This is a genomic window from Microbacterium nanhaiense (assembly GCF_014646015.1).
GTDB lineage: Bacteria > Actinomycetota > Actinomycetes > Actinomycetales > Microbacteriaceae > Microbacterium > Microbacterium nanhaiense.
In genome coordinates this window covers 146,761-166,175 of the sequence record NZ_BMMQ01000004.1, presented here as the reverse complement: position 1 = coordinate 166,175, position 19,415 = coordinate 146,761, and the positions used below count along the sequence as shown (strand labels likewise).

15 protein-coding genes are annotated in these 19,415 nt (G+C 71.0%); 6 read left to right on the top strand and 9 right to left on the bottom strand.

All coding sequences use genetic code 11. The features are described from left to right. Positions 1-20: 20 nt before the first annotated feature. Together IEX05_RS08375 and hemL are read left to right on the top strand one after the other, a co-directional pair. On the top strand, positions 21-1,193 hold the full coding sequence (locus tag IEX05_RS08375; protein WP_188700921.1) for an MFS transporter: 1,173 nt from the start codon (positions 21-23) through the stop codon (positions 1,191-1,193). Between the two features lie 118 nt (positions 1,194-1,311). Next, on the top strand, positions 1,312-2,622 hold the full coding sequence (gene hemL / locus IEX05_RS08370; protein WP_188700920.1) for a glutamate-1-semialdehyde 2,1-aminomutase: 1,311 nt from the start codon (positions 1,312-1,314) through the stop codon (positions 2,620-2,622). Positions 2,623-2,653: 31 nt separating this feature from the next. On the opposite strand, the gene IEX05_RS08365 is transcribed toward hemL, so the two are convergent. The 5 genes from IEX05_RS08365 to cofG form a co-directional block, all read right to left on the bottom strand. Next, positions 2,654-3,169, bottom strand: coding sequence for a methylated-DNA--[protein]-cysteine S-methyltransferase (locus tag IEX05_RS08365; protein WP_188700919.1), 516 nt, complete (start codon positions 3,167-3,169; stop codon positions 2,654-2,656). 266 nt (positions 3,170-3,435) lie between these two features. After that, on the bottom strand, positions 3,436-4,059 hold the full coding sequence (cofC, locus tag IEX05_RS08360; RefSeq protein ID WP_188700918.1) for a 2-phospho-L-lactate guanylyltransferase: 624 nt from the start codon (positions 4,057-4,059) through the stop codon (positions 3,436-3,438). 31 nt (positions 4,060-4,090) lie between these two features. Further along, entirely contained in the window at positions 4,091-5,089 is a 999-nt protein-coding gene (gene fgd, locus IEX05_RS08355; protein ID WP_188700917.1) for a glucose-6-phosphate dehydrogenase (coenzyme-F420), read from the bottom strand. Further along, a complete protein-coding gene (locus tag IEX05_RS08350; RefSeq protein WP_229661212.1) occupies positions 5,086-6,585 on the bottom strand; it encodes a flavin-containing monooxygenase in 1,500 nt (499 codons plus the stop codon). Before IEX05_RS08350 ends, fgd begins: the two co-directional genes overlap by 4 nt. Next, on the bottom strand, positions 6,582-8,960 hold the full coding sequence (cofG, locus tag IEX05_RS08345; RefSeq protein ID WP_188700916.1) for a 7,8-didemethyl-8-hydroxy-5-deazariboflavin synthase CofG: 2,379 nt from the start codon (positions 8,958-8,960) through the stop codon (positions 6,582-6,584). Before cofG ends, IEX05_RS08350 begins: the two co-directional genes overlap by 4 nt. 210 nt (positions 8,961-9,170) lie before the next feature. Here cofG and IEX05_RS08340 point away from each other — a divergent pair, with 210 nt between their 5' ends. Next, the gene (locus IEX05_RS08340) at positions 9,171-9,554 is read left to right on the top strand and encodes a hypothetical protein (protein ID WP_188700915.1); all 384 of its coding nucleotides are present in this window, start codon (positions 9,171-9,173) and stop codon (positions 9,552-9,554) included. A gap of 10 nt (positions 9,555-9,564) precedes the next feature. Here the strand turns inward: IEX05_RS08340 and IEX05_RS15300 are convergent, their stop codons facing one another. Beyond that, the gene (locus IEX05_RS15300) at positions 9,565-11,436 is read right to left on the bottom strand and encodes an ATP-binding cassette domain-containing protein (protein WP_229661211.1); all 1,872 of its coding nucleotides are present in this window, start codon (positions 11,434-11,436) and stop codon (positions 9,565-9,567) included. A gap of 102 nt (positions 11,437-11,538) precedes the next feature. On the opposite strand from IEX05_RS15300, the gene IEX05_RS08330 reads away from it, so the two are divergent. Together IEX05_RS08330 and IEX05_RS08325 are read left to right on the top strand one after the other, a co-directional pair. Continuing rightward, entirely contained in the window at positions 11,539-12,636 is a 1,098-nt protein-coding gene (locus tag IEX05_RS08330; RefSeq protein WP_188700914.1) for an enoyl-CoA hydratase/isomerase family protein, read from the top strand. A 252-nt stretch (positions 12,637-12,888) separates the two neighbouring features. Beyond that, the gene (locus IEX05_RS08325) at positions 12,889-13,878 is read left to right on the top strand and encodes an LLM class flavin-dependent oxidoreductase (protein WP_188700913.1); all 990 of its coding nucleotides are present in this window, start codon (positions 12,889-12,891) and stop codon (positions 13,876-13,878) included. A gap of 412 nt (positions 13,879-14,290) precedes the next feature. Here the strand turns inward: IEX05_RS08325 and IEX05_RS08320 are convergent, their stop codons facing one another. Further along, positions 14,291-16,285, bottom strand: a complete 1,995-nt coding sequence (locus IEX05_RS08320) for an ABC transporter ATP-binding protein (protein WP_188700912.1) — start codon at positions 16,283-16,285, stop codon at positions 14,291-14,293. After that, positions 16,282-18,024: an ABC transporter ATP-binding protein gene (locus IEX05_RS08315; RefSeq protein ID WP_188700911.1), complete on the bottom strand. Its 1,743-nt coding sequence runs from the start codon at positions 18,022-18,024 to the stop codon at positions 16,282-16,284. The genes IEX05_RS08320 and IEX05_RS08315 overlap by 4 nt, the downstream gene beginning before the upstream one ends. 79 nt (positions 18,025-18,103) lie before the next feature. Between IEX05_RS08315 and IEX05_RS08310 the strand changes: the two genes are divergently transcribed. Next, complete coding sequence (locus IEX05_RS08310; RefSeq protein WP_188700910.1) at positions 18,104-19,207, top strand: aminotransferase class I/II-fold pyridoxal phosphate-dependent enzyme; 1,104 nt, start codon at positions 18,104-18,106, stop codon at positions 19,205-19,207. On the opposite strand, the gene IEX05_RS08305 is transcribed toward IEX05_RS08310, so the two are convergent. Continuing rightward, positions 19,204-19,395 carry a hypothetical protein gene (locus IEX05_RS08305; protein ID WP_188700909.1) on the bottom strand — a complete coding sequence of 64 codons (192 nt, stop codon included), beginning with the start codon at positions 19,393-19,395 and terminating at the stop codon, positions 19,204-19,206. The genes IEX05_RS08310 and IEX05_RS08305 overlap by 4 nt on opposite strands. Positions 19,396-19,415: the final 20 nt, after the last annotated feature.

The window sequence follows — 19,415 nt, the reverse complement described above, 5'->3', positions numbered from 1 at the left end:
TCCGGGATCCGGGGCGCGCGATGAACCGGCGCGCGTGGCTGCTGCCCGCGCCGACGGTGTTCGTGCTCGCGTGGGGCGGCAACCACTTCACGCCGCTGCTGCACCTGTACGAATCGCTCGGCGGATACGCCCCGTGGCAGGCCAACCTGCTGCTCGGCATGTACGTGTTCGGGCTCGTCCCGGGCCTGCTCGTCGCGTCGGCGTTCTCGGACCAGCACGGCCGCCGGCCCGCCACCTGGATCGGCCTCGCGGCCTCCGCGATCGCGAGCGGCCTGCTCGCCGCGGGGTTTGGATCCTTCGCCCTGCTCTGTATCGGACGCGTCTTCGCGGGCCTCGGCGTGGGTGTCGCGATGTCGGTGGGATCCAGCTGGATCAAGGAACTCTCGTCCGGCGCGCCCTCGCCCACGGCGGGCGCGCGGCGCTCGTCGATGACCCTGACGCTGGGCTTCGGACTCGGCGCCGGCGTCACGGGCGTGCTCGCGCAGTGGGGTCCGCTCCCCGCCGAGCTTCCGTACTTCGTGCACCTGGCGCTCTGCGTGGTCGCGGCCGCGGCGCTCCTGCGCGCGCCCGAATCACTGGATCCGGCCCGCCGCGCCGCGGGCCCCTGGTGGAAGGATCTGCGGGTGCCGTCGGCGGCGCAGCGCCCCTTCCTGCGCGTCGTTCTGCCGGCGGCGCCGTGGGTGTTCGCGGCCGCCGGCGTCGCCTACGCGATCATGCCGAGCGTCGTTGAGCACCGGCTCGGCGCGCACGCGACCCTCTACGCCACGGCGCTGACGGTCGTCACCCTCGGCGTCGGCGCGGTGTTCCAGACTCTCGTGCCATGGCTCAATCGCGTCACCCGCGGACGCGCCCTCATAGTGGGGCTGTCGGGGATGACGGCCGGCGTGATCCTCGCCGCCGTTTCGGCCGAGATCGGGGATCCGGCGCTCGCGTTCCTCGTCGCCGCGGTGCTCGGAGCGTCGTACGGCGTGTGCATCGTCTCGGGCCTCGTGGTCGCGCAGAGCCTCGCGACGCCGAGCGACCTCGCCGGCGTCACGGGCGTGTACTACTCGCTGACGTACGTCGGATTCCTCCTCCCGACGCTGGTCGCCGCGCTGCTGCCGGTGATGAGCTACCTGACGAGCCTGATCATCATCGCTGCCGTCTGCGCGGCGTGCCTGCTGGTGGTGGCCCGCAACCTGCGGGTGCGGTGAGTGCTGCCCCGCCCCGCGAGCGCACAAGATTTGCCCGAACGCCTACGTTATTTCGTATCCGTTCGGGTAAAGCTTGTGCGTTCGGCGGATGTGACGCTCGGCGCGAGACAATAGGCACATGGATCGCAACGACTCGCTCTTCGCCAGCGCTCAGAAGGTCATCCCCGGCGGCGTGAACTCGCCCGTGCGGGCATACGGATCCGTCGGTGGCACGCCGCGCTTCCTCGCCGAGGCGAAGGGCGCGTACGTCACCGATGCCGCGGGCCGCGAGTACGTCGACCTCGTCGCGACCTGGGGCCCCGCCCTGCTGGGCCACGCGCATCCGGCGGTCGTCGAGGCCGCCCAGCGGGCGGCTGAGCGCGGACTGTCCTTCGGCGCCCCGACCGAGGGCGAAGTGCAGCTCGCGTCGCTGATCTCCGAGCGGGTCCGGGCGGGTGGCCTGTCCCCGGTCGAGGAGGTGCGACTCGTCTCGACCGGCACCGAGGCGACGATGACGGCGATCCGCCTGGCCCGCGGAGTCACCGGGCGCGACCTGCTCGTGAAGTTCGACGGCAACTACCACGGCCACTCCGACGGGCTGCTCGCGGCAGCCGGATCCGGCGTCGCGACCCTCGCCCTGCCGGGCACGGCGGGTGTTCCGGCGTCGGTCGCCGCGTCGACGCTCGTCGTCCCCTACGGTGACCTCGACGCCGTGCGCGAGGTCTTCGCCGCGCGCGGCGGCAACATCGCGGCCATCATCGTCGAGGCGGCGCCCGCGAACATGGGCGTCATCGAGCCGCCCGAGGGCTTCAACGCGGCCCTTGCCGACATCGCGCACGCCGCCGGATCCCTGCTGATCGTCGACGAGGTTCTCACCGGCTTCCGGGTGCACCCCGCGGGCGAATGGGGGCGCCAGGTCGAGGCCGGCCACGCCTACACCCCCGACATCATGACCTTCGGCAAGGTCGTCGGCGGCGGCATGCCGCTCGCCGCGCTCGGCGGCAGCCGCGAGGTCATGGAGTACCTCGCCCCCGTGGGGCCGGTGTACCAGGCGGGCACGCTCTCGGGGAACCCGCTCTCGGTCGCGGCCGGCATCGCGACGCTCGAACTCGCGACGCCCGAGGTGTACGCGCACCTCGACCGTGCCGCCGATCGCGTGATCGCCGACCTGACCGCCGCGCTCCGGGCCGAGGGCGTCGCGCACTCCATCTCGCGCGTCGGGTCTCTCTTCGGGCTCGCGTTCATGCCGGAGAAGCCGGCGGACTACGAGCAGGCGAAGACGCAGGAGGCGCACCGCTTCACGCCGTTCTTCCACTCGATGCTCGACAGCGGGGTGAACCTGCCGCCGAGCATCTACGAGGCCTGGTTCGTCACCGCCGCCCACGACGACGCGGCGCTCTCGCGCATCGCGGAGGCGCTCCCTGCCGCCGCCAGGGCAGCCGCCGCCTAACGCGCGGAGTCCGGCGACGATCGTTCGCGGGTCAGCGGAACGATGCGCCCTCCAGGTCGAGGAGGAACCTCTTCACGTCCTCGCGGCCGGAGAACTCGCCCAGGGATCCGTCGGCGCGGATCACGCGGTGAACCGGGACCACGAGCGTCAGCGGTGTGAAACGGCAGGCCGTGCCGACGGCGCGGTGCGCGCGCGGACGCCCCGCCATCTCGGCGACCTCGCCATAGCTGGCGGTCTCGCCGTGCGGGATTTCGGCGACGCACTGCAGCGCCATCCGCGCGAAACCGTCGGTCAGGGCCCAGTCGATGGCGACGTCGAACGTCGTCCGGGATCCGTCGAAGTACTCGCCGAGCTGGGATCCGAGCCCCGCGATGTCCTCGTCGGCGGCCGCGAGCGAGCCGCGGATCTCCTGCGCGACCGAGTCGACGACCCACAGCGGATCCTCGGCCGTCCCGAGCGCGACGACCGCGTCGGAGGCGGTGAAGACGGCGACCGCCGCCCCGATCGGCGTCGCCGTGACGGTGTACCTGTAGCCCTGAGCTGCCATGTCCCACTTCCGGTCGTTATCCGCGCACTAATGCCACATTAAGTGGGACACGGGTCGGGGTGTGTCCCACTTAGTGCGGGTATGGGGGTGTGATTTCCGCGTTAAGTGGGACATGGGGCGGGGTGTGTCCCATTTGGTGCGGGTATGGGGGTGTGATTCCCGCATCAACTGGGACACGGGTCAGAGCGTGTCCCACTTAGTGCTTATAGGCCGGCGCCATTCCCGCATCAAGTGGGACACGCCCCACCCGGGACACGCCCCGCCCCCTACGCCGCGGTGCGGGCGCGGGCGGCGTTGAGGAGCGCCGCGGTGCGGGGGCCGACGCCGAGTTCGTACGCCTCGTGTAGGTGCTCGACGGTGTCGACGTCGCGGCGCAGGGTGTTGGTGGCGGGGATCGGCAGGCGCACGTGGCCCGCCTGCGCGTGCTTCTCGGCGGATCCGGATCCGAAGTGCGGTTCGAACGTCGCGGGGCTGCGCCAGGCGACGAACACGGATCCGGTCTCCTCGACGTCCGGGACGAAGGAGCGCTCCTCGGCGGTCGCCGAGAGCAGCGCGCGGTCAAGGTCGTTCGAGCGCAGTGCGGGCAGGTCGCCGAGCATGGCGGCCCTGGCGTCGTGCGTCGCGCGCTCGAGTCCGGCGCGCGCGGCCCCATTGAGCCCCATTCCCGGATCCGAGACCCACCGAGCACCCTCGATCTGCTCGACGCCGGCCTGCACATCGGCATCGCTCGTCACGACGACGACCTCGCCGACGGCCTCAGCTCGCGCGGCGGCCGCGATCGTGTCGAGAGCGATCGCGAGGGCGAGCTGGGGGCGGTCGGTTCCGGCGAGCTCCAGGCGGGTCTTCGCCGCCTGGGTGGTCTTCACGGGAATGATGACGCTCCAGAGCATGGGATCCCTTCGGGGGAGGACAGGGCAGGCCCTAGGCTACCGCGGCGCGGAGCCTCGGCAAGACATCGCGACCATAAATGTCGAGGAATTCGGCCTGGTCGTGGCCCGGATCGTGGAAGACCAGGTGCGTGAATCCGAGGTCGAGGTAGCGCTGAATCTGCGCGACGTGCTCGTCGGGGTCGTCCGAGACGATGAAGCGGCTCGCGGCGCGTTCAATGGGGAGCTTCTCGGCGAGACGCTGCATCTCGATCGGGTCGTGCACGCCGGTCTTCTCCTCGGGGCTGAGAGCGAGCGGCGCCCAGAACCGGGTGTTCTCCAGGGCTTTCGCCCGGTCGGGGCGGAACGACACCTTCACCTCGAGCATGCGGTCGACGCCCGTCTGCCCGCCCTTGGCGAGCCCCTCCTCGAAGGCGGGGATGAGCGTGTCGGCGTACAGCGAAGGATCCTTGCCGCTCGTGGTGATCCACCCGTCGGCGATCCGGCCCGCGAGGCGCGTGGCCGCGGGGCCCGAGGCGCCGATGTAGATCGGGACCTCCTGCTCGGGGCGGTCGTAGATCGTAGCGTTGCTCACTCGGTAGAAGTTTCCGTCGTAGCTGACGCGCTCGCCGCGCCACAGCTCGCGAATCAGCAGGATCGCCTCCTTCATCCGCTGGAAGCGCTCGGGCGGATCAGGCCACGCCTGTCCGAGGGTGACCTCGTTGAGCGCCTCCCCCGTGCCGACGCCGAGGATGATGCGACCGGGGTTCATGGATCCGAGGGTCGCGAACTCCTGCGCGATCACGCCCGGGTGATAGCGGAAGGTCGGCGTGAGTACCGAGGTGCCGAGCGTCACGCGCGAGGTCGCCTGACCGGCGGCGCCCAGCCACGGGATCGCGGCGGGCGCGTGCCCGCCCTCGTGCATCCACGGCTGCAGGTGGTCGCTGAGGAACACCGAGTCGAAGCCGTTCTCCTCCGCGCCCACGGCATAGTCGAGCAGCTCGCGCGGGCCGAACTGCTCGCTCGAGGCCTTGTATCCGAAGCGGATGGTCATGAGAGTGCTCCTTCGAGACGCTGCCGGAATTCGGCGACGGTGCCGGGCCACAGCAGGGCGAGTGCGCCGCTGCGTTCGTCAACGTACCAGTTGTGGCAGCCGCCCGTCAGCCAGGGGGTGCGCGCGGCGCGACGCGCGATGTCGGCGGTGGATGCGCTCTCGGCCTCGTCCGTAACCGCGACCCAGCCGCCGCGCGCGATGAGCCGGGCCGCGAACGACGCCTGCGCCTCCGAGATGAGGATCGACGAGTTGTGGCCCAGCGACGCGTTCGGCCCGTTGAGGACGAACAGGTGCGGGAACCCCGCGACGAGCGTCGACGCGACGGCCGTCATCCCGCGGGACCAGTGCGCGTCGAGCGTCTCCCGCTCGCCCGTGACGAGCGCCGCGTAGGGCTGCCGGGTCGTCTCGAAGCCGGTCGCGAGCACGACGATGTCGGCGTCGTAGCGCGCGCCGCTCGCGGCGACGAGTGCGGATCCGTCGACCTCCGCGAGCGCCGATGGCTCGAGCGCGATGGATCCGTCGGCGATCGCCGGGTAGAAGTCGTCGCTCAGCAGTACCCGCTTGCAGCCGAAGGCGTAGTCGGGCGTGAGCTGCGCGCGCAGCAGCGGATCCGGAACCTGCCGCGCGAGGTGATCGCGCGCGGCCGATTCGGCGGCCGCGGCCGCGGCCGGATCCCCCGATCGCGACGCGAAGCGCGCCTCGCCCTCGGCGTAGAGCGCGTCGCGGTGCGCGGCGAGCAGGGCCGGATCCGCCTCGAAGGTGCGTATCTCGGATCCGTCGACCGCGCGATCGCCGCGCGGCACGATCCACGCGGGGGTGCGCTGGAAGAGGGTGACGCGGGCGCCGAGGCGGGCGAGCGCGGGCGCCAGCTGCACGGCGGTGGCTCCCGTGCCGACGACGGCGACGCGCTTTCCGGTGACGTCGACCGAGTGATCCCACCGCGCGGAGTGGAACAGCGGGCCCGGGAAGGAGCCAAGCCCCGGAATCTCGGGAATCTTCGGCTCGGTGAGTCGGCCCGCGGCCAGGATCAGGTTGTCGGCAACGACCTCGCGCGTACACAACGACGCAGATTTTGGGGTCGGTGCCCCGGATGAACCCGTTTCCGGCCGAGTCAGCCGAAAATCTGCGTCGTCGTGTACGGCGAGGGTGATGCGCCAGGCGTCGCCGTCCCAGCGGGCGGAGGTCATCGTCGTCCCGAGCATCAGCTGGTTCGCCAGGCCCTCCGATTCGACGACGCGCTCCAGGTAGTCGCGGATCTCGGCGCCCGGTGCGAAGACGCGCGACCAGCGCGGCCACGGGTGCGACTCGAGGCCGTACAGGTGCGAGGGCACGTCGCACGCGATGCCCGGATAAGTGTTGTCCCGCCAGGTGCCGCCCACGGATGAGGCCCGCTCGACGACGAGGAACGAGGTCACACCGGCGTCGCGCAGCGCGAGCGCCTGCGCGATGCCGGCGAAGCCCGCCCCGACGATCAGGGCGGAGGCGCGCACGGTCACGGGCGCTCGCCGGATCCGGATCCGCGGCCGCCGCCCGCGGGGGTCGAGCCCCGCGACACCTCGCCGTAGGCGGTCGTGCGCTCGCGCAGCGGGCGGAACAGCGGCTTCACGAGGGCCCGGGCGGCATCGAAGGTCAGCTCGGATCCGGCCTCGACCCCGCTGGCGGGGCCGACGCGTCCGTCGAGCAGGGTGCCGCCGAGGTCGTCGCCGCCCGCGTTCAGGAGGGTCGCGGTGGTGGCGAGCCCGAGGCGCGTCCACGGCACCTGGATGTGCGCGATCGTGCCCGACAGCATCAGGCGCGACACGGCCACCATGGCGCGGTGCTCGTCGATCTCCGCGCGGCCCTCGACGAGGGGCGTGCCCCAGCCGGGCATCGGGATCGGCACGAACTCCGTGAAGCCGCCGGTCTCGCGCTGGATCCGCAGCAGCTCGCGCAGGTGCGCGATGCGTTCCTGGGCGGTCTCGACGTGGCCGTAGAACATGACGGACGTCGAGGTGAAGCCGGCGCGGTGCGCGGCGGTGACCCCGCGGATCCAGCCGTCGATCTCGATATCGGTGGGGGCGACGATGCGACGCACGCGCTCGGAGAGGATCTTGACGCCCGTGCCCGGCACCGTGTCGACGCCGGCGTCGCGGAGCGCCGCGAGCGCGTCGTCGAGGCCGAGGCCCGCGCGCTCGGCGAAGTCGCGAACGTCCTGCGGCCGGTAGGCGTGCAGGTGGATGCCGGGGGCCGCGGTCTTGATCGTGCGGGCGATCTCGAGGTAGCCCTCGGCGGGGCCGGCGACGACGCCCTGCACGCAGATCTCCGTCAGCCCGAGCTCGGCGGCGTCGCGCGCCATCTCGGCGAGAAGCGGCAGATCATAGCCGCCCGGCTCCGCGGATCCGTAGAGCGCGGAGGAGATGTTGCGGTTCGCGACGATCGAGACGGCCTCGCCGACGGTGTAGCGGCGCACGTCGTCGGCGGCCTGCGCGACGGCGTCGAGCTCGTCGCCCGTGGCTGTGAGCAGCCGCACCCACTCGGAGTCGTCGAGGGATCCGGGATCCTCCGCCGCCCGCTCCACAAGCGCTGCGACGAGCCCGCCCGGCGCGAACAGCACGGCGTCCGCCGCCTCCGCGCCGCCGCCGTGCGGCGATCCGGCGTCGGCGGCGTGTGCCGACCCGAGACTCGTGGGAGCGGTGTTCTCGCGGGCGAGGCCCGTGTCGGGATCCGCGAGGGCCCGCGTCGCCGCGCGCATCTCGGGGGCGAGCCACTCGTCGGTCAGATACTCGGGATGGGCGGTCAGGCGCTCCCGCAGCGCGAATCCGAGCTCGGCCGTGCGCGCGGCGAGATCGTCGAGGTGCGGCCAGGGGCGCTCGGGGTTCACGTGGTCGGCCGTGAGCGGAGACACCCCGCCCCAGTCGTCGGCGCCCGCGCGCGCGAGCAGCTTGAGCTCCACGACATCCTGCAGATTGGGCGGCACCTGGATCCGCATCCGCGGCCCCATCACGAGCCGCATCACGGCGACGGCCGCCGCGTACTCCACGAGCTGCGCATCGGCGGCGTTCTGCATCGCGGTGCGCGGCTTCGCGCGGAAGTTCTGCACGATGACCTCTTGAACGTGGCCGTGCTTCTCGTGCGCGTCGCGCAGCGCGACCATCGACTCGGCGCGGTCGCGCAGGCTCTCGCCGATACCGACGAGGATGCCCGTCGTGAAGGGGATCCGCGCGGCACCCGCATCCTCGATGACCCGGAGGCGCACGGCGGGATCCTTGTCGGGGGATCCGTAGTGCACCTCGCCGCGGTTCTCGAAGAGCGCCCGCGACGTCGTCTCGAGCATGATGCCCATCGACGGAGCCGTGGGGCGGAGCATCGCGAGCTCCTCCGGGTGCATGACGCCGGGGTTGATGTGGGGGAGTAACCCCGTCTCCTCCCGGATGAGACGCGCCATGTCGGCAACGTACTCGAGGGTCGACGCGTAGCCGTGCTCGTCCAGCCACGCCCGCGCCTCGGGCCAGCGGTCTTCCGGGCGGTCGCCGAGCGTCAGCAGAGCCTCCTTGCAACCCTTCGCCTGCCCCTGCCGGGCGACCGCGAGCACCTGCGACGCCGACATGTAGGCGGGCTTGCGCTTGGCGAGCAGCTGGTTCGGGGTATCGACGAAGACGCAGTAGTGACACCGGTCTCGGCAGAGCGTCGTCAGCGGGATGAAGACCTTGCGCGAGTAGGTGATGACGCCCTCGCGGCCCGCGAGCCGCAAGCCCTCGTCGCGGGCGGATCCGGCGAGATCCAGGAGGCGGTCGAAGTCGTCTCCGTCCGCGGCGAGCAGTGCCTCGGCTTCATGGGCATCGAGGCGCTCGCCGCGGGCGGCGCGGTCGAGGGCGAGAGCGAGCGGAGTCATCCCTCCCAGTCTTCCACCGACTCCGCCCGCGAGGCGCGCGACTCAGGCGGCGGCGATCGTCAGCGTGACCGTGCTCCCACCACGTCGACCTCGCGACCTCGCTCGTGGTGCGGGAGACGACGGCCCCGCCGCGCCACTGAACGGCGCAAGCGACGAGCGGTTCGCCGCGCCGCCGCGCGGCGCGGGGGCGGAAGTGCCAGGATAGAGGTCATGGTCAGGCTGCTGGTGGATTCCGACGCACTCGAGGTGCAGCTCTCCCCGCTGGAGCGCGCACTCGCCGTTCGAAAGGAGAGCGTGCGCATCGACCGAGCCCATATTCGCAAGGTGCAGTTGACCGAGGATCCGTTCACCTGGCTGCGCGGCGTGCGCGCGCCCGGCGCCCACGTTCCAGGGCGCCTGGCCTACGGCACGTGGAGGTCGGTCTTCGGATCCGACTTCGCCGCCGTGCGCACCGGCCGGCCGGGCGTGGTCATCGACCTCGAGGGCGACGACGAGTTCGAACGGATCGTCGTGACCACCCGACACGGTGTCGGCCTCGTGAAGGCCTTGCAGCGCGAGGGCGTCGACACCGGCGACGTCGCCGAGCTCGACTGAACCCGCGGGGTCAGTCGCCGTCGCCGTCGGCGCCGTCGAGGCCCTCGCCCGGGAACGGGTCGATCTCGATGACCGTTGTTGTGGCGCCATCCACGCCGCGCGGCTCGAACATGGCCTCGATCTGAGCGACGCCGTCGATGTTCTCGGCGCGCGCCTCCTGGGTCTCGATGTCGGCCTCGATGTCGTTCATCTGCGCCTCGATCTCGCCGGCGCGCGCGAACGCGGCGGCGAGGCCGGGGGACACGAGACCCTCGGGGAGCTCCTCGTCGGAATCCTCGTCGTCCGAGCGCAGTCCGTGAGCGAGACCGGCGAGACCCGCGAGCCCCGGCAGCGCCCCGCCCGCCAGCGCCGCGGCGCCCGCGGCGCGACCGCGCGGGCCGGAATCCTCTAGGGATCCCGCGTCTTCCGGGCCGCCGAAGACATCGGCATCGTCGCGATCGGCGCCGAGGTTCCCGTCCGCGGGATCGGCCGCCGTACGGCTGTCGTGGGCTGTGCCGAAGCTCGCGGCCGGGAAGGCGCCGTTCGGGGCCGCCGCGGCGGATCCGGCTCCGCTCTCCGGCGCCGCGAGACTCGCCGCCGGGAACGCCGCTGCGCTCGGATCGGCCGGCTGCACCGCGGACGTATCCGCGTTCTCACCGGTCGCGTCGCTCTCGTTCTCGGCCGGATCCTCGGCGGATCCTGCTGCCAGGGTCGCGCCGGCCGCCAGGGTCGCGCCCGCCGCGAGGGCCGCGGCGCCCGCCGTGGCCTCCTCGCGGGGTTCCTCGGTGGCGTTCGGGTCGTCGTCGGCGGCGCCAGCGGCGTCTGAGTCGTCGGCGCTGTCGGCGGCGTCCGCCTCGGTTGCGTCCGCCTCGGTGGCGTCCGCGTCGGTGACGTCCGCGTCAGCCGCGCTCTCGCGGGCGGCGTTGTCCGTACCCGCGCCCGTGAGGACCTCGTCGAAGGAGAGGGGTGCGGGGGCGAGCGCCGCCGTGCGGGCGGGGGCGACCCAGGATCCGTCGATGATCTGCAGGTAGACGTCCTCGAGCGTCGGACCGCGGTGCGTGAGCGTCGTCAGCGCGATGCCGGCGGTCTTCGCGAGCGCACCGATCTCCGCGGTCGTCGTGTCGTCGATCGCGAGGCCCGAGCGCAGCACGCGGAACGACAGCCCCGCCTTCGTGAGCGCGTCGGCGAGCGCCGGGCGGTCCTCGGCGTCGACGGTCACCATGCCGCCCTCAGCATCGGCGAGGAGCTCGATGGGTCCCTCGAAGAGGAGTCGGCCCTCGTTGAGGATCAGCAGGGCATCGGCGACCTGTTCCACCTCGCTCAGCAGGTGCGAGGACATCAGCACGGTGCGTCCCTCGTCGGCGAAACCGCGCATGAGCAGGCGGATCCAGCGGATACCCTCGGGGTCGAGGCCGTTCGCGGGCTCGTCGAACACGAGCACGCCCGGATCCCCGAGCAGCGCCTCGGCGACCGCGAGACGGTGCTTCATTCCGAGCGACAGGCTGCCGATGCGCATATCGCCCATCTCGGCGAGGCCCACGATCTGCAGCACCTCGCGCGCGCGCGACGCGCCCACGCCGATGCGCCGCGCGGCGCGACCGAGGTACTTGACGGCGGTCTTGCGCCGCGCGCGCTCGAGGGGTGCGATCGACATCACGGCGCCGATCGAGGAGGCGGGCTTCGCAATGCGCGTGTACTCGGTGCCGCCGATGGTCGCCGTGCCGCTCGTCGCGCGCAGATCGCCGAGGAGCATGCGCAGCGTGGTCGTCTTGCCGGCACCGTTCGGGCCGAGGAACGCGGTGACCCGACCGGGCTCGACGCGCGCCGTGAGATCCTCGACGGCTGGCGTATCGCCGAACGTCATCGAGACACCGACGAACTCGATCACCTTGCCTTCGCTCACGGTACCCTCCCTAGAAACCAGCGCGCCCGAGCGGGAACGTTCTCCCATCTTGTCCGAAAATCCTGGATCCTTCCGTATCTGAGGACGAGTAGCGTGAAGAAAGTGACCCAGACTTTCTTCGACGAGCGGATCCTCGTCACGAAGCACACGGCGCTCGGACGAATCACGATCGACCACCCGCGGGCGATCGGCGCCCTCGATCGGTCCATGGTCGAGGCCTTCGCGCACGCCCTCGAGGGGCTCGCCGTCGATACCGACGTCGATACGCTGCTGCTCGACGCCACGGATGAGCGCGGCTTCTGCTCGGGCGGCGATCTGCGTCGCCTGCACGGGCAGATCACGGCCGGCGATCTCGCGGGCGTCGACGGGTTCTTCCGCGCGGAGTACCGGCTGAATGCGGCGATCGCGGCGTTCCCGCACCCGGTCGTCGCCTTCGCGAACGGCGTGACCATGGGCGGCGGCGTCGGCCTCGCCTGCCACGCGCCGGTGCGCATCGTGACCGAGACCTCGCGGCTGGCGATGCCGGAGACGCGCATCGGGTTCACCCCCGACGTCGGTGGCACGCTGCTGCTCGCGAACGCGCCCGGACACGTCGGCGAGTACCTGGCCCTGACGAGCGCCGAGATGGATGCCGCCGACGCCATCTACGCGGGCTTCGCCGACCACCTCGTGCGCGGCGAGGACCTCGGCGCCGTGCGCGATGCGCTCGAGACCCGCGCCGATCCGTCGACGCCGGGCGAGCTGATCCTGCTCTTCGACGAGACCCCGGAACCGTCCGCGCTCGCCTCCGCGCGAGGCTGGATCGACGATGCGTTCTCCCGCGGATCTGTCCCGGAGATCCGCGCCCGCCTGACCGAACTCGCGGAGCAGGCCGACGACGGCGCCACGCACGATCTCGGCGCGCACACGCCCGCGGCGGCCCTGGCGCTGCTCGAGCAGCGCCCGCCGCTGGCTCTCGCGATCACGCTCGAGTCGGTGCGCCGCTCGCGCGAGACGAACGACCTGCGCGCGGCGCTCGAGCAGGAGTACCGACTGATGATGTGGTACGTCGAGACCCAGCCCGACATGGTCGAGGGGATCCGCGCGCACATGATCGACAAGGATCGCGCACCGCGCTGGACCCTCGCGACCGACGCCGAGGTCACCCCCGCCCTCGTCGCGGAGGCCTTCGACCACAAGGTCACCCCCCTCTTCCCCTAACCCCGGGTCCCCTAACCCCGGGCCGTCCATATGCGCGGGTGCCCGCCCCGCCCGCCCCGCCCCGCGTGGACGCGCCCGCCGTCCCGGCGCCCGCGCCGCCGTTCGAATGACACTTTTGGGTAGTCAAACGGGGTTCAACCCCCGAAAAGTGTCATTTGAACGGTGTGGGGATTGCGGTCGGTTACGCCGGTGACACCCGAAAGAAACCTCGATTGCGTATGGTGGGGTGCTCAGCGACCAGGAGGGGAGACCATGGTCAGCAGGAAACAGAACGGCGCCGCCGGGGCGTTCGGCGCGTTCGGCGTGTGGTTGGGCGAGGGCACGTGGGTGCCCGGCACCGCCGCCGTCGCGGAGCGCCTCGGCTATCGCACGCTCTGGATCGGCGGCTCGCCCGCCGCTGACCTCGTCTGCGTCGAGGCGATGCTCAACGAGACGGAGCACGTCACCGTCGCGACCGGGATCGTCAACATCTGGCAGGCGGATCCGCTCGAGGTCGCCGAGTCGTACCTGCGGATCCAGGAGGAGCACCCGGGGCGCTTCGTGCTGGGGATCGGGTCGGGGCACCGCGAGGCGACCCCGGAGCGCGTGCGACCCCTCGCCGCGCTGAACGACTATCTCGACGTGCTCGATGACGCGGGGGTGCCCGCCGAGGCGCGCCTGCTCGCGGCGCTCGGCGACAAGACACTCGCGCTCGCGGCGCGGCGCTCGCTCGGCGCGCACCCGTACCTGACGACGCCCGCGCACACCGCGCACGCCCGGCGGATCCTCGACCAGACCCGCCGCGAGCTGCGGGCGCCGGCCGCGGCGCCCGAGAACCCCCACGCGCCGTCCGCGGAAGCGGAGGCAGATACACGGGCGGACACAGGTGCCGAGGCGCCGGGCGAGACCTCGGCGCCCGTGCTCGCACCGGAGCTCAAGGTCTCGCTCGACGCCGACCGCGAGGTCAGCCGCCGCCGTGCCCGCGAGTACCTGTCGCGCTATTTCCGTCTCGAGAACTACGTCGGCACGCTGAAGCGGTTCGGATCCGCCGAGCGCGCCTTCACCGACGCCGACTTCGCGGACGGCGGATCCGACGAGCTGGTCGATGCCGTCTGCGCGAACCCCAGCGCGGAGATTGCCGCCCTCGGCCTGCGCGCCCACCTCAAGGCGGGAGCCGACCACGTCGCCGTCCAGCCCATCGGCCGCGACATCCTCGGCGACCTGGAGCGCGTCGCCGACGCCCTAGGCCTGACGAAGGACTAACCCAAGAGACCACCCCTCACCAGAGGCGTCTGCCCCCTCTACCTCCCGCCCATCCCAGTCGCCCCCAACACCCCAGTCCCCAACACCCCAGTCCCCAGCACCCCATCCGACTCCACCCACTACCGACGCCCCTCACGCACCCACCCACGCATGCGAGCGCTCCCACCCACGCAGGCGAGCGCAGCGGATGCCGAGGGGGCGCCGCAGGCATCGGGACTGGCGGTGAGAGGCCGCGTAGCGGCCTCGAGGGGACTGCGGCGCCCCCTCGGCATCCGCGGAGCGGCCCCGGCAACAGGCGGCCCCGGATAGCGCAGCGACCGAGCAACACAGCGCTCCAGGAAACGGCCGGACCCGGAAGAGCAAAAAACGAGAACGCGGACGCCGAAGCGCCCGCGTTCTCGTTGAGGGAGACTTACGCCTCGTCGACTCCGGAGTCGGAGGCGTGTTCGAACTGGCTCTGGTAGAGCCGCCAGTACGCGCCCTGGCGTGCGATGAGCTCGTCGTGGCTGCCCTGTTCGACGATCGAGCCGTGCTCCATCACGAGGATGAGGTCGGCGTCGCGGATCGTGGAGAGGCGGTGGGCGATGACGAAGGATGTCCGCCCCTCGCGCAGTGCGGCCATGGCCTTCTGCAGGAGCAGCTCGGTGCGGGTATCGACGGAGCTGGTGGCCTCGTCGAGGATCAGCACTTGTGGCCGCCGCACGAAGGCGCGGGCGATGGTGATGAGCTGGCGCTCACCGGCGGAGACGTTCGCCGCGTCTTCTTCGAGCATCGTGTCGTAGCCCTCGGGGAGCGAGTGCACGAAGCGGTCGACGTAGGTCGCCTCGGCGGCGGCGTGTACTTCCTCGTCGCTCGCGCTGGCGTTGCCGTAGCGGATGTTCTCGCGGATGGTGCCGGCGAACAGCCACGGATCCTGCAGAACCATGCCGGTGCGGGAGCGCAGGTCGCCGCGGGTCATCTCGGCGATCGGCTGGCCGTCGAGCAGGATGGCGCCACCCTTGGTCTCGTAGAACCGCATCAGCAGGTTGACGAGCGTCGTCTTGCCGGCGCCGGTCGGGCCGACGATCGCGACGGTCTGCCCGGGCTCGACCCGGAACGACACGTTGTCGATCAGCGGCTGCTCGTCGGTGTACGAGAAGCTGACGTCGCGGAACTCGATGATGCCACGGCCGTCCTCGGGGACGGTCGGTGCGTCGGTGGCGTCCGGATCCTCTTCGTCCTCGTCGAGGAGCGCGAAGACGCGCTCGGCCGAGGCCGTGCCCGACTGCACGACGGGCAGCATGCCGCCGAGTTCGGTGAGGGGCTGGGTGAACTGCTGGGAGTACTGCACGAAGGCCTGCACGTCACCGATGCGAATCTGGCCGCCAGCGACCATGATTCCACCGAGCACGGCGATGCCGGCGTAGCTGAGGTAGCCGACGAACTGCATCGACGGCATCATCACGCCCGAGAGGAACTGCGCCTTGAACGACGCCTCGTAGAGTTCTTCGTTCTCGACCTGGAACGCCTCGGTCATCGACTTCTCGCGACCGTAGACCTTCACGAGCGCGTGGCCGGAGAACGACTCCTCCACGCGCGAGTTGAGGCGGCCGACCTTCTTCCACTGCGCCTGGAAGGCCTTCTGCGACTTGGGGCCGATAATGCCCATGATCACGCCGATGAGGGGCAGGGCGATGAGCGCGACGAGGGCGAGCTGCCACGAGATCGAGAACATCATGGCGACGACGCCGATGACCGTCAGGAACGAGGTGATCGCGCCGGACAGCGATTGCTGCAGCGTCTGCGTCATGTTGTCGACGTCGTTGGTGACGCGGCTGATCAGCTCGCCGCGCTGCACCTTGTCGAAGTAGGATAGGGGCAGGCGGTGAATCTTGCGCTCGATGTCTTCGCGCACCCGCCACATGGTGCGCACCATGATGACGTTGATGATGTAGCCCTGCAGCCACTGCAGGATCGAGGCGACGACGTAGACCGCGACCGCCCACAGCACGACGACGCGCAGGCTCTCGAAGTCGATGCCGCCGCCCGGGGAGAAGCGCTCCATCTTCGCGATGATGTCGGCGATGTCGCCCTGACCGGCGGCCTCGAGGGCCGCGACGGCCTCGTCCTGCGACATGCCCTCGAACTGGGCGCCGTAGGTCTTGGAGAGGACGCCCTCGAAGACGATGTTCGTCGCCTCGCCGAGGATCTTGGGGCCGGCGACGGCGAGGACGACGCCGATCGCACCGAGGAGCGACGCTAACGCGAACGCCCACTTGTATGGCGCGAGCAGGCCGATGAATCGGCGGAAGCTTGGCCAGAAGTTCTGCGGCTTGCCGCCCATCGCTCCGGGCTCGTTCGCTCCGGCCGCGATCATGGCCTCCTGGCCGGCCTGGTCTTCGTCGTGCAGAGCAGTGCTGTCGCTCATACTCCGACCTCGCTCTCGTCGGCGCCCATCTGCGATTGCGCGATCTCTTGATAGGTGGTGCTCGTGCGGAGCAGCTCTTCGTGTGTTCCGTAGCCGGCGATCTTGCCGTCGTCGAGCACGAGGATCCGGTCGGCGTCGACGATCGTCGACACGCGCTGGGCGACGACGATCTTCGTCACCTGCGGCAGCTCGCGCCACAGCGCCTGCCTCAGGCGGGCGTCGGTCGTCAGGTCGAGCGCCGAGAACGAGTCGTCGAAGACGAGCACGTCCGGCTGGCGCACGATCGCGCGGGCGATGGCGAGGCGCTGCCGCTGGCCGCCGGAGACGTTGGTGCCGCCCTGCGCGATGGGGGAGTCGAGGCCCTCGGGCTTCTCGCGCACGAAGTCGGCCGCCTGGGCGATCTCGAGCGCATGCCAGAGCTCGTCGTCGGTGGCGTCCTCGCGCCCGAAGCGGAGGTTCGACGCGATCGTGCCCGCGAAGAGGAAGGGGCGCTGGGGCACGAGGCCGATGCCCTTCCACAGCTCGTCGAGGTCGGCCTGCGTCACGTCGACGCCCTGCACCCGAACCGCGCCGCTCGTGGCGTCGAACAGGCGGGGAATCAGCGAGACGAGGGTGGTCTTTCCGGATCCGGTCGAGCCGATGATCGCGACCGTCTCGCCCGGGTCCGCCCGGAAGGTCACGTGCGACAGGATCGGCTGCTCGGCCCCGGGGTAGGTGAACGACACGTCGTCGAACTCCACGACGCCGGGCTCCGGCATCTCGGTGATCGGGTTGGCGGGGCGCGTCAGCGACGATTCGCTGTCGAGCACCTCGCCGATGCGGTCGGCCGAGACGGCCGCGCGAGGGATCATGATCGCCATGAAGCTCGCCATCATGACTCCGCCGAGGATCTGACCGACGTACTGCATGAACGCGAAGAGCGTTCCGACCTCGGTGTTGCCCGCGTCGACCTCGATGCCGCCGAACCAGACGACGCCCACGATCGTCACGTTGAGCACGAGCATGACGAGCGGGAACATGAGGACGAAGAGCGAACCGACCTTGCGCCCGACGACGTAGATGTCGGTGTTGGCGAGCCGGAAGCGCTCCTCCTCGATCGATTCGCGCACGAAGGCGCGCACGACGCGCACGCCGGTGAGCTGCTCGCGCATCACGAGGTTCACGGCATCGAGCTTGCCCTGGAAGCTGCGGAACAGCGGGACCATGCGGCTGATCACGGCGGCCGCGACGATCAGCAGCACGGGGATCGATACCGCGAGGATCCAGCTGAGGCTGACGTCCTGGCGCAGGGCCATGATGATGCCGCCGATGGCCATCATGGGCGCCATGATGAGCATCGTCGCGCTCATCATCGCGAGCATCTGCACCTGCTGGACGTCGTTGGTGTTACGGGTGATGAGCGAGCCGGCGCCGAAGCCCGACACCTCGCGCTCGCTGAAGCCGCTGACGCGCTCGTAGACGTCGCGCCGCACGTCGCGGCCGAGGCCCATCGCGGCCCTCGCGGCGCAGAAGGTGGCGATGATGGCGGCGAGGATCTGACCGAGCGCGACGAGGAGCATCCACAGCCCGGTGCGCACGATGTAGGGCACGTCGCCCGCCGTCACACCGGTGTCGATGAGGTCGGCGTTGAGCGTCGGCAGGTACAGCGCTGCGAGCGCCGACGCGAACTGGAAGATCAGCACGCCCGCCAGCAGGATCTTGTACCTGGCGAGGTACTGCACGAGAAGTTTCAAGAGCACGATATGAAGCCAACCATGGACCACCGACATTTGACACGCGTCCGGCGGTATTTAGGGCGAATCCGCCAGAATAGGCGCCATGGCACTCACCTTCCGCGCCGCGCACGAGCAGATCTCCCCGTTCCGACGAGTCGCGATGCCGGAGGGCACCGCCCGCGCCTGCTACAACGAACCCCACCTCGCGCCCATCGCGGGGCTCGCCGAGGCGATCGCCGCCGAGATCCCGCACCTCAACGAGTACGGCTCGAGGTCCGAGCAGGCCGCCCGCAACATTGCCCGCGCGCACGGGACGGATCCGGACCGCGTGCTGCTCGGGTCCGGCAGCATGGACCTCATCCGCGCCCTCATCGGGTCGCTGTGCGAGCCGGGCGACGAGGTCGTCTTCAGCTGGCGCACCTTCGAGGGCTTCGTCGACGCATGCCGCGTGCACGCGGCCCAACCCGTCCGCGTGCCGACCGCGGGCGACGGATCCCACGACATCGACGCGCTCCTCGCCGCGATCACGCCGCGCACGCGGATCCTCCTCCTCGCGAGCCCCAACAACCCCTCCGGCCGAGCACTGACGCGCGAGCAGCTCGCGCGGCTCATCGACGAGGTGCCGGACACCGTCGTGCTCGCGCTCGACGAGGCCTATAGCGAGTTCGCCTCGAGCCCGCGCGCCGCGTTCGTCGCCCCGATGGAACGCGAGTTGATGAAGACGCCCGAGAACGTCGTGGTGCTACGCACCCTCTCCAAGGGCGCCGCGCTCGCGGGGCTCCGCGTCGGCTACCTGCTCGCGGATCCGATGGTGGTGCAGGCGGTCGCGAAGATGCGGACGCAGAACGGCGTCGACCGGCTGGCGGTCGCGGCGGCGGAGCACTGCTTCTCGCCCGACGGCCTCGCCCAGATCGAGGACCGCGTCGAGTGGATCAAGGCCGAGCGGCAGCGCATCGAGCGGACGCTGCGCGACCGGATGGAGCGCGCCGAGATCGACGGCAAGCCGCACATCGACATCTCGCACTCGGACGGCAACTTCGTGTGGCTGCCCGTGGGGGAGCGCGCCGAAGATCTGGGGGCACACCTGATCGAGGCGGCACGCATCAACGCCCGCGTCTACGCGGGCGAGGGAGTGCGGTACACCGTGATCGAGGAGGCCGTCAACGACGCGTTCATCGACGCGGTCGCCGAGTGGGCGATGCGTTAGGAGCTCTGCCCGGCTCGAACGGCCAGGCCCACGAGACCGCCCGCGACCGCGATCGCCAGCAGCGCGCTCGCGATCATGGCGATCGTGATCGCGAGGGGCGCGTGGGCGAAGATGACGACGGCGCACAGCACGCAGGCGACCCCCGCGATGATGGCGGCGCTCACGGCATACGTTGCGCGCATGTTCATGTCGGACACCCTAACCCGCT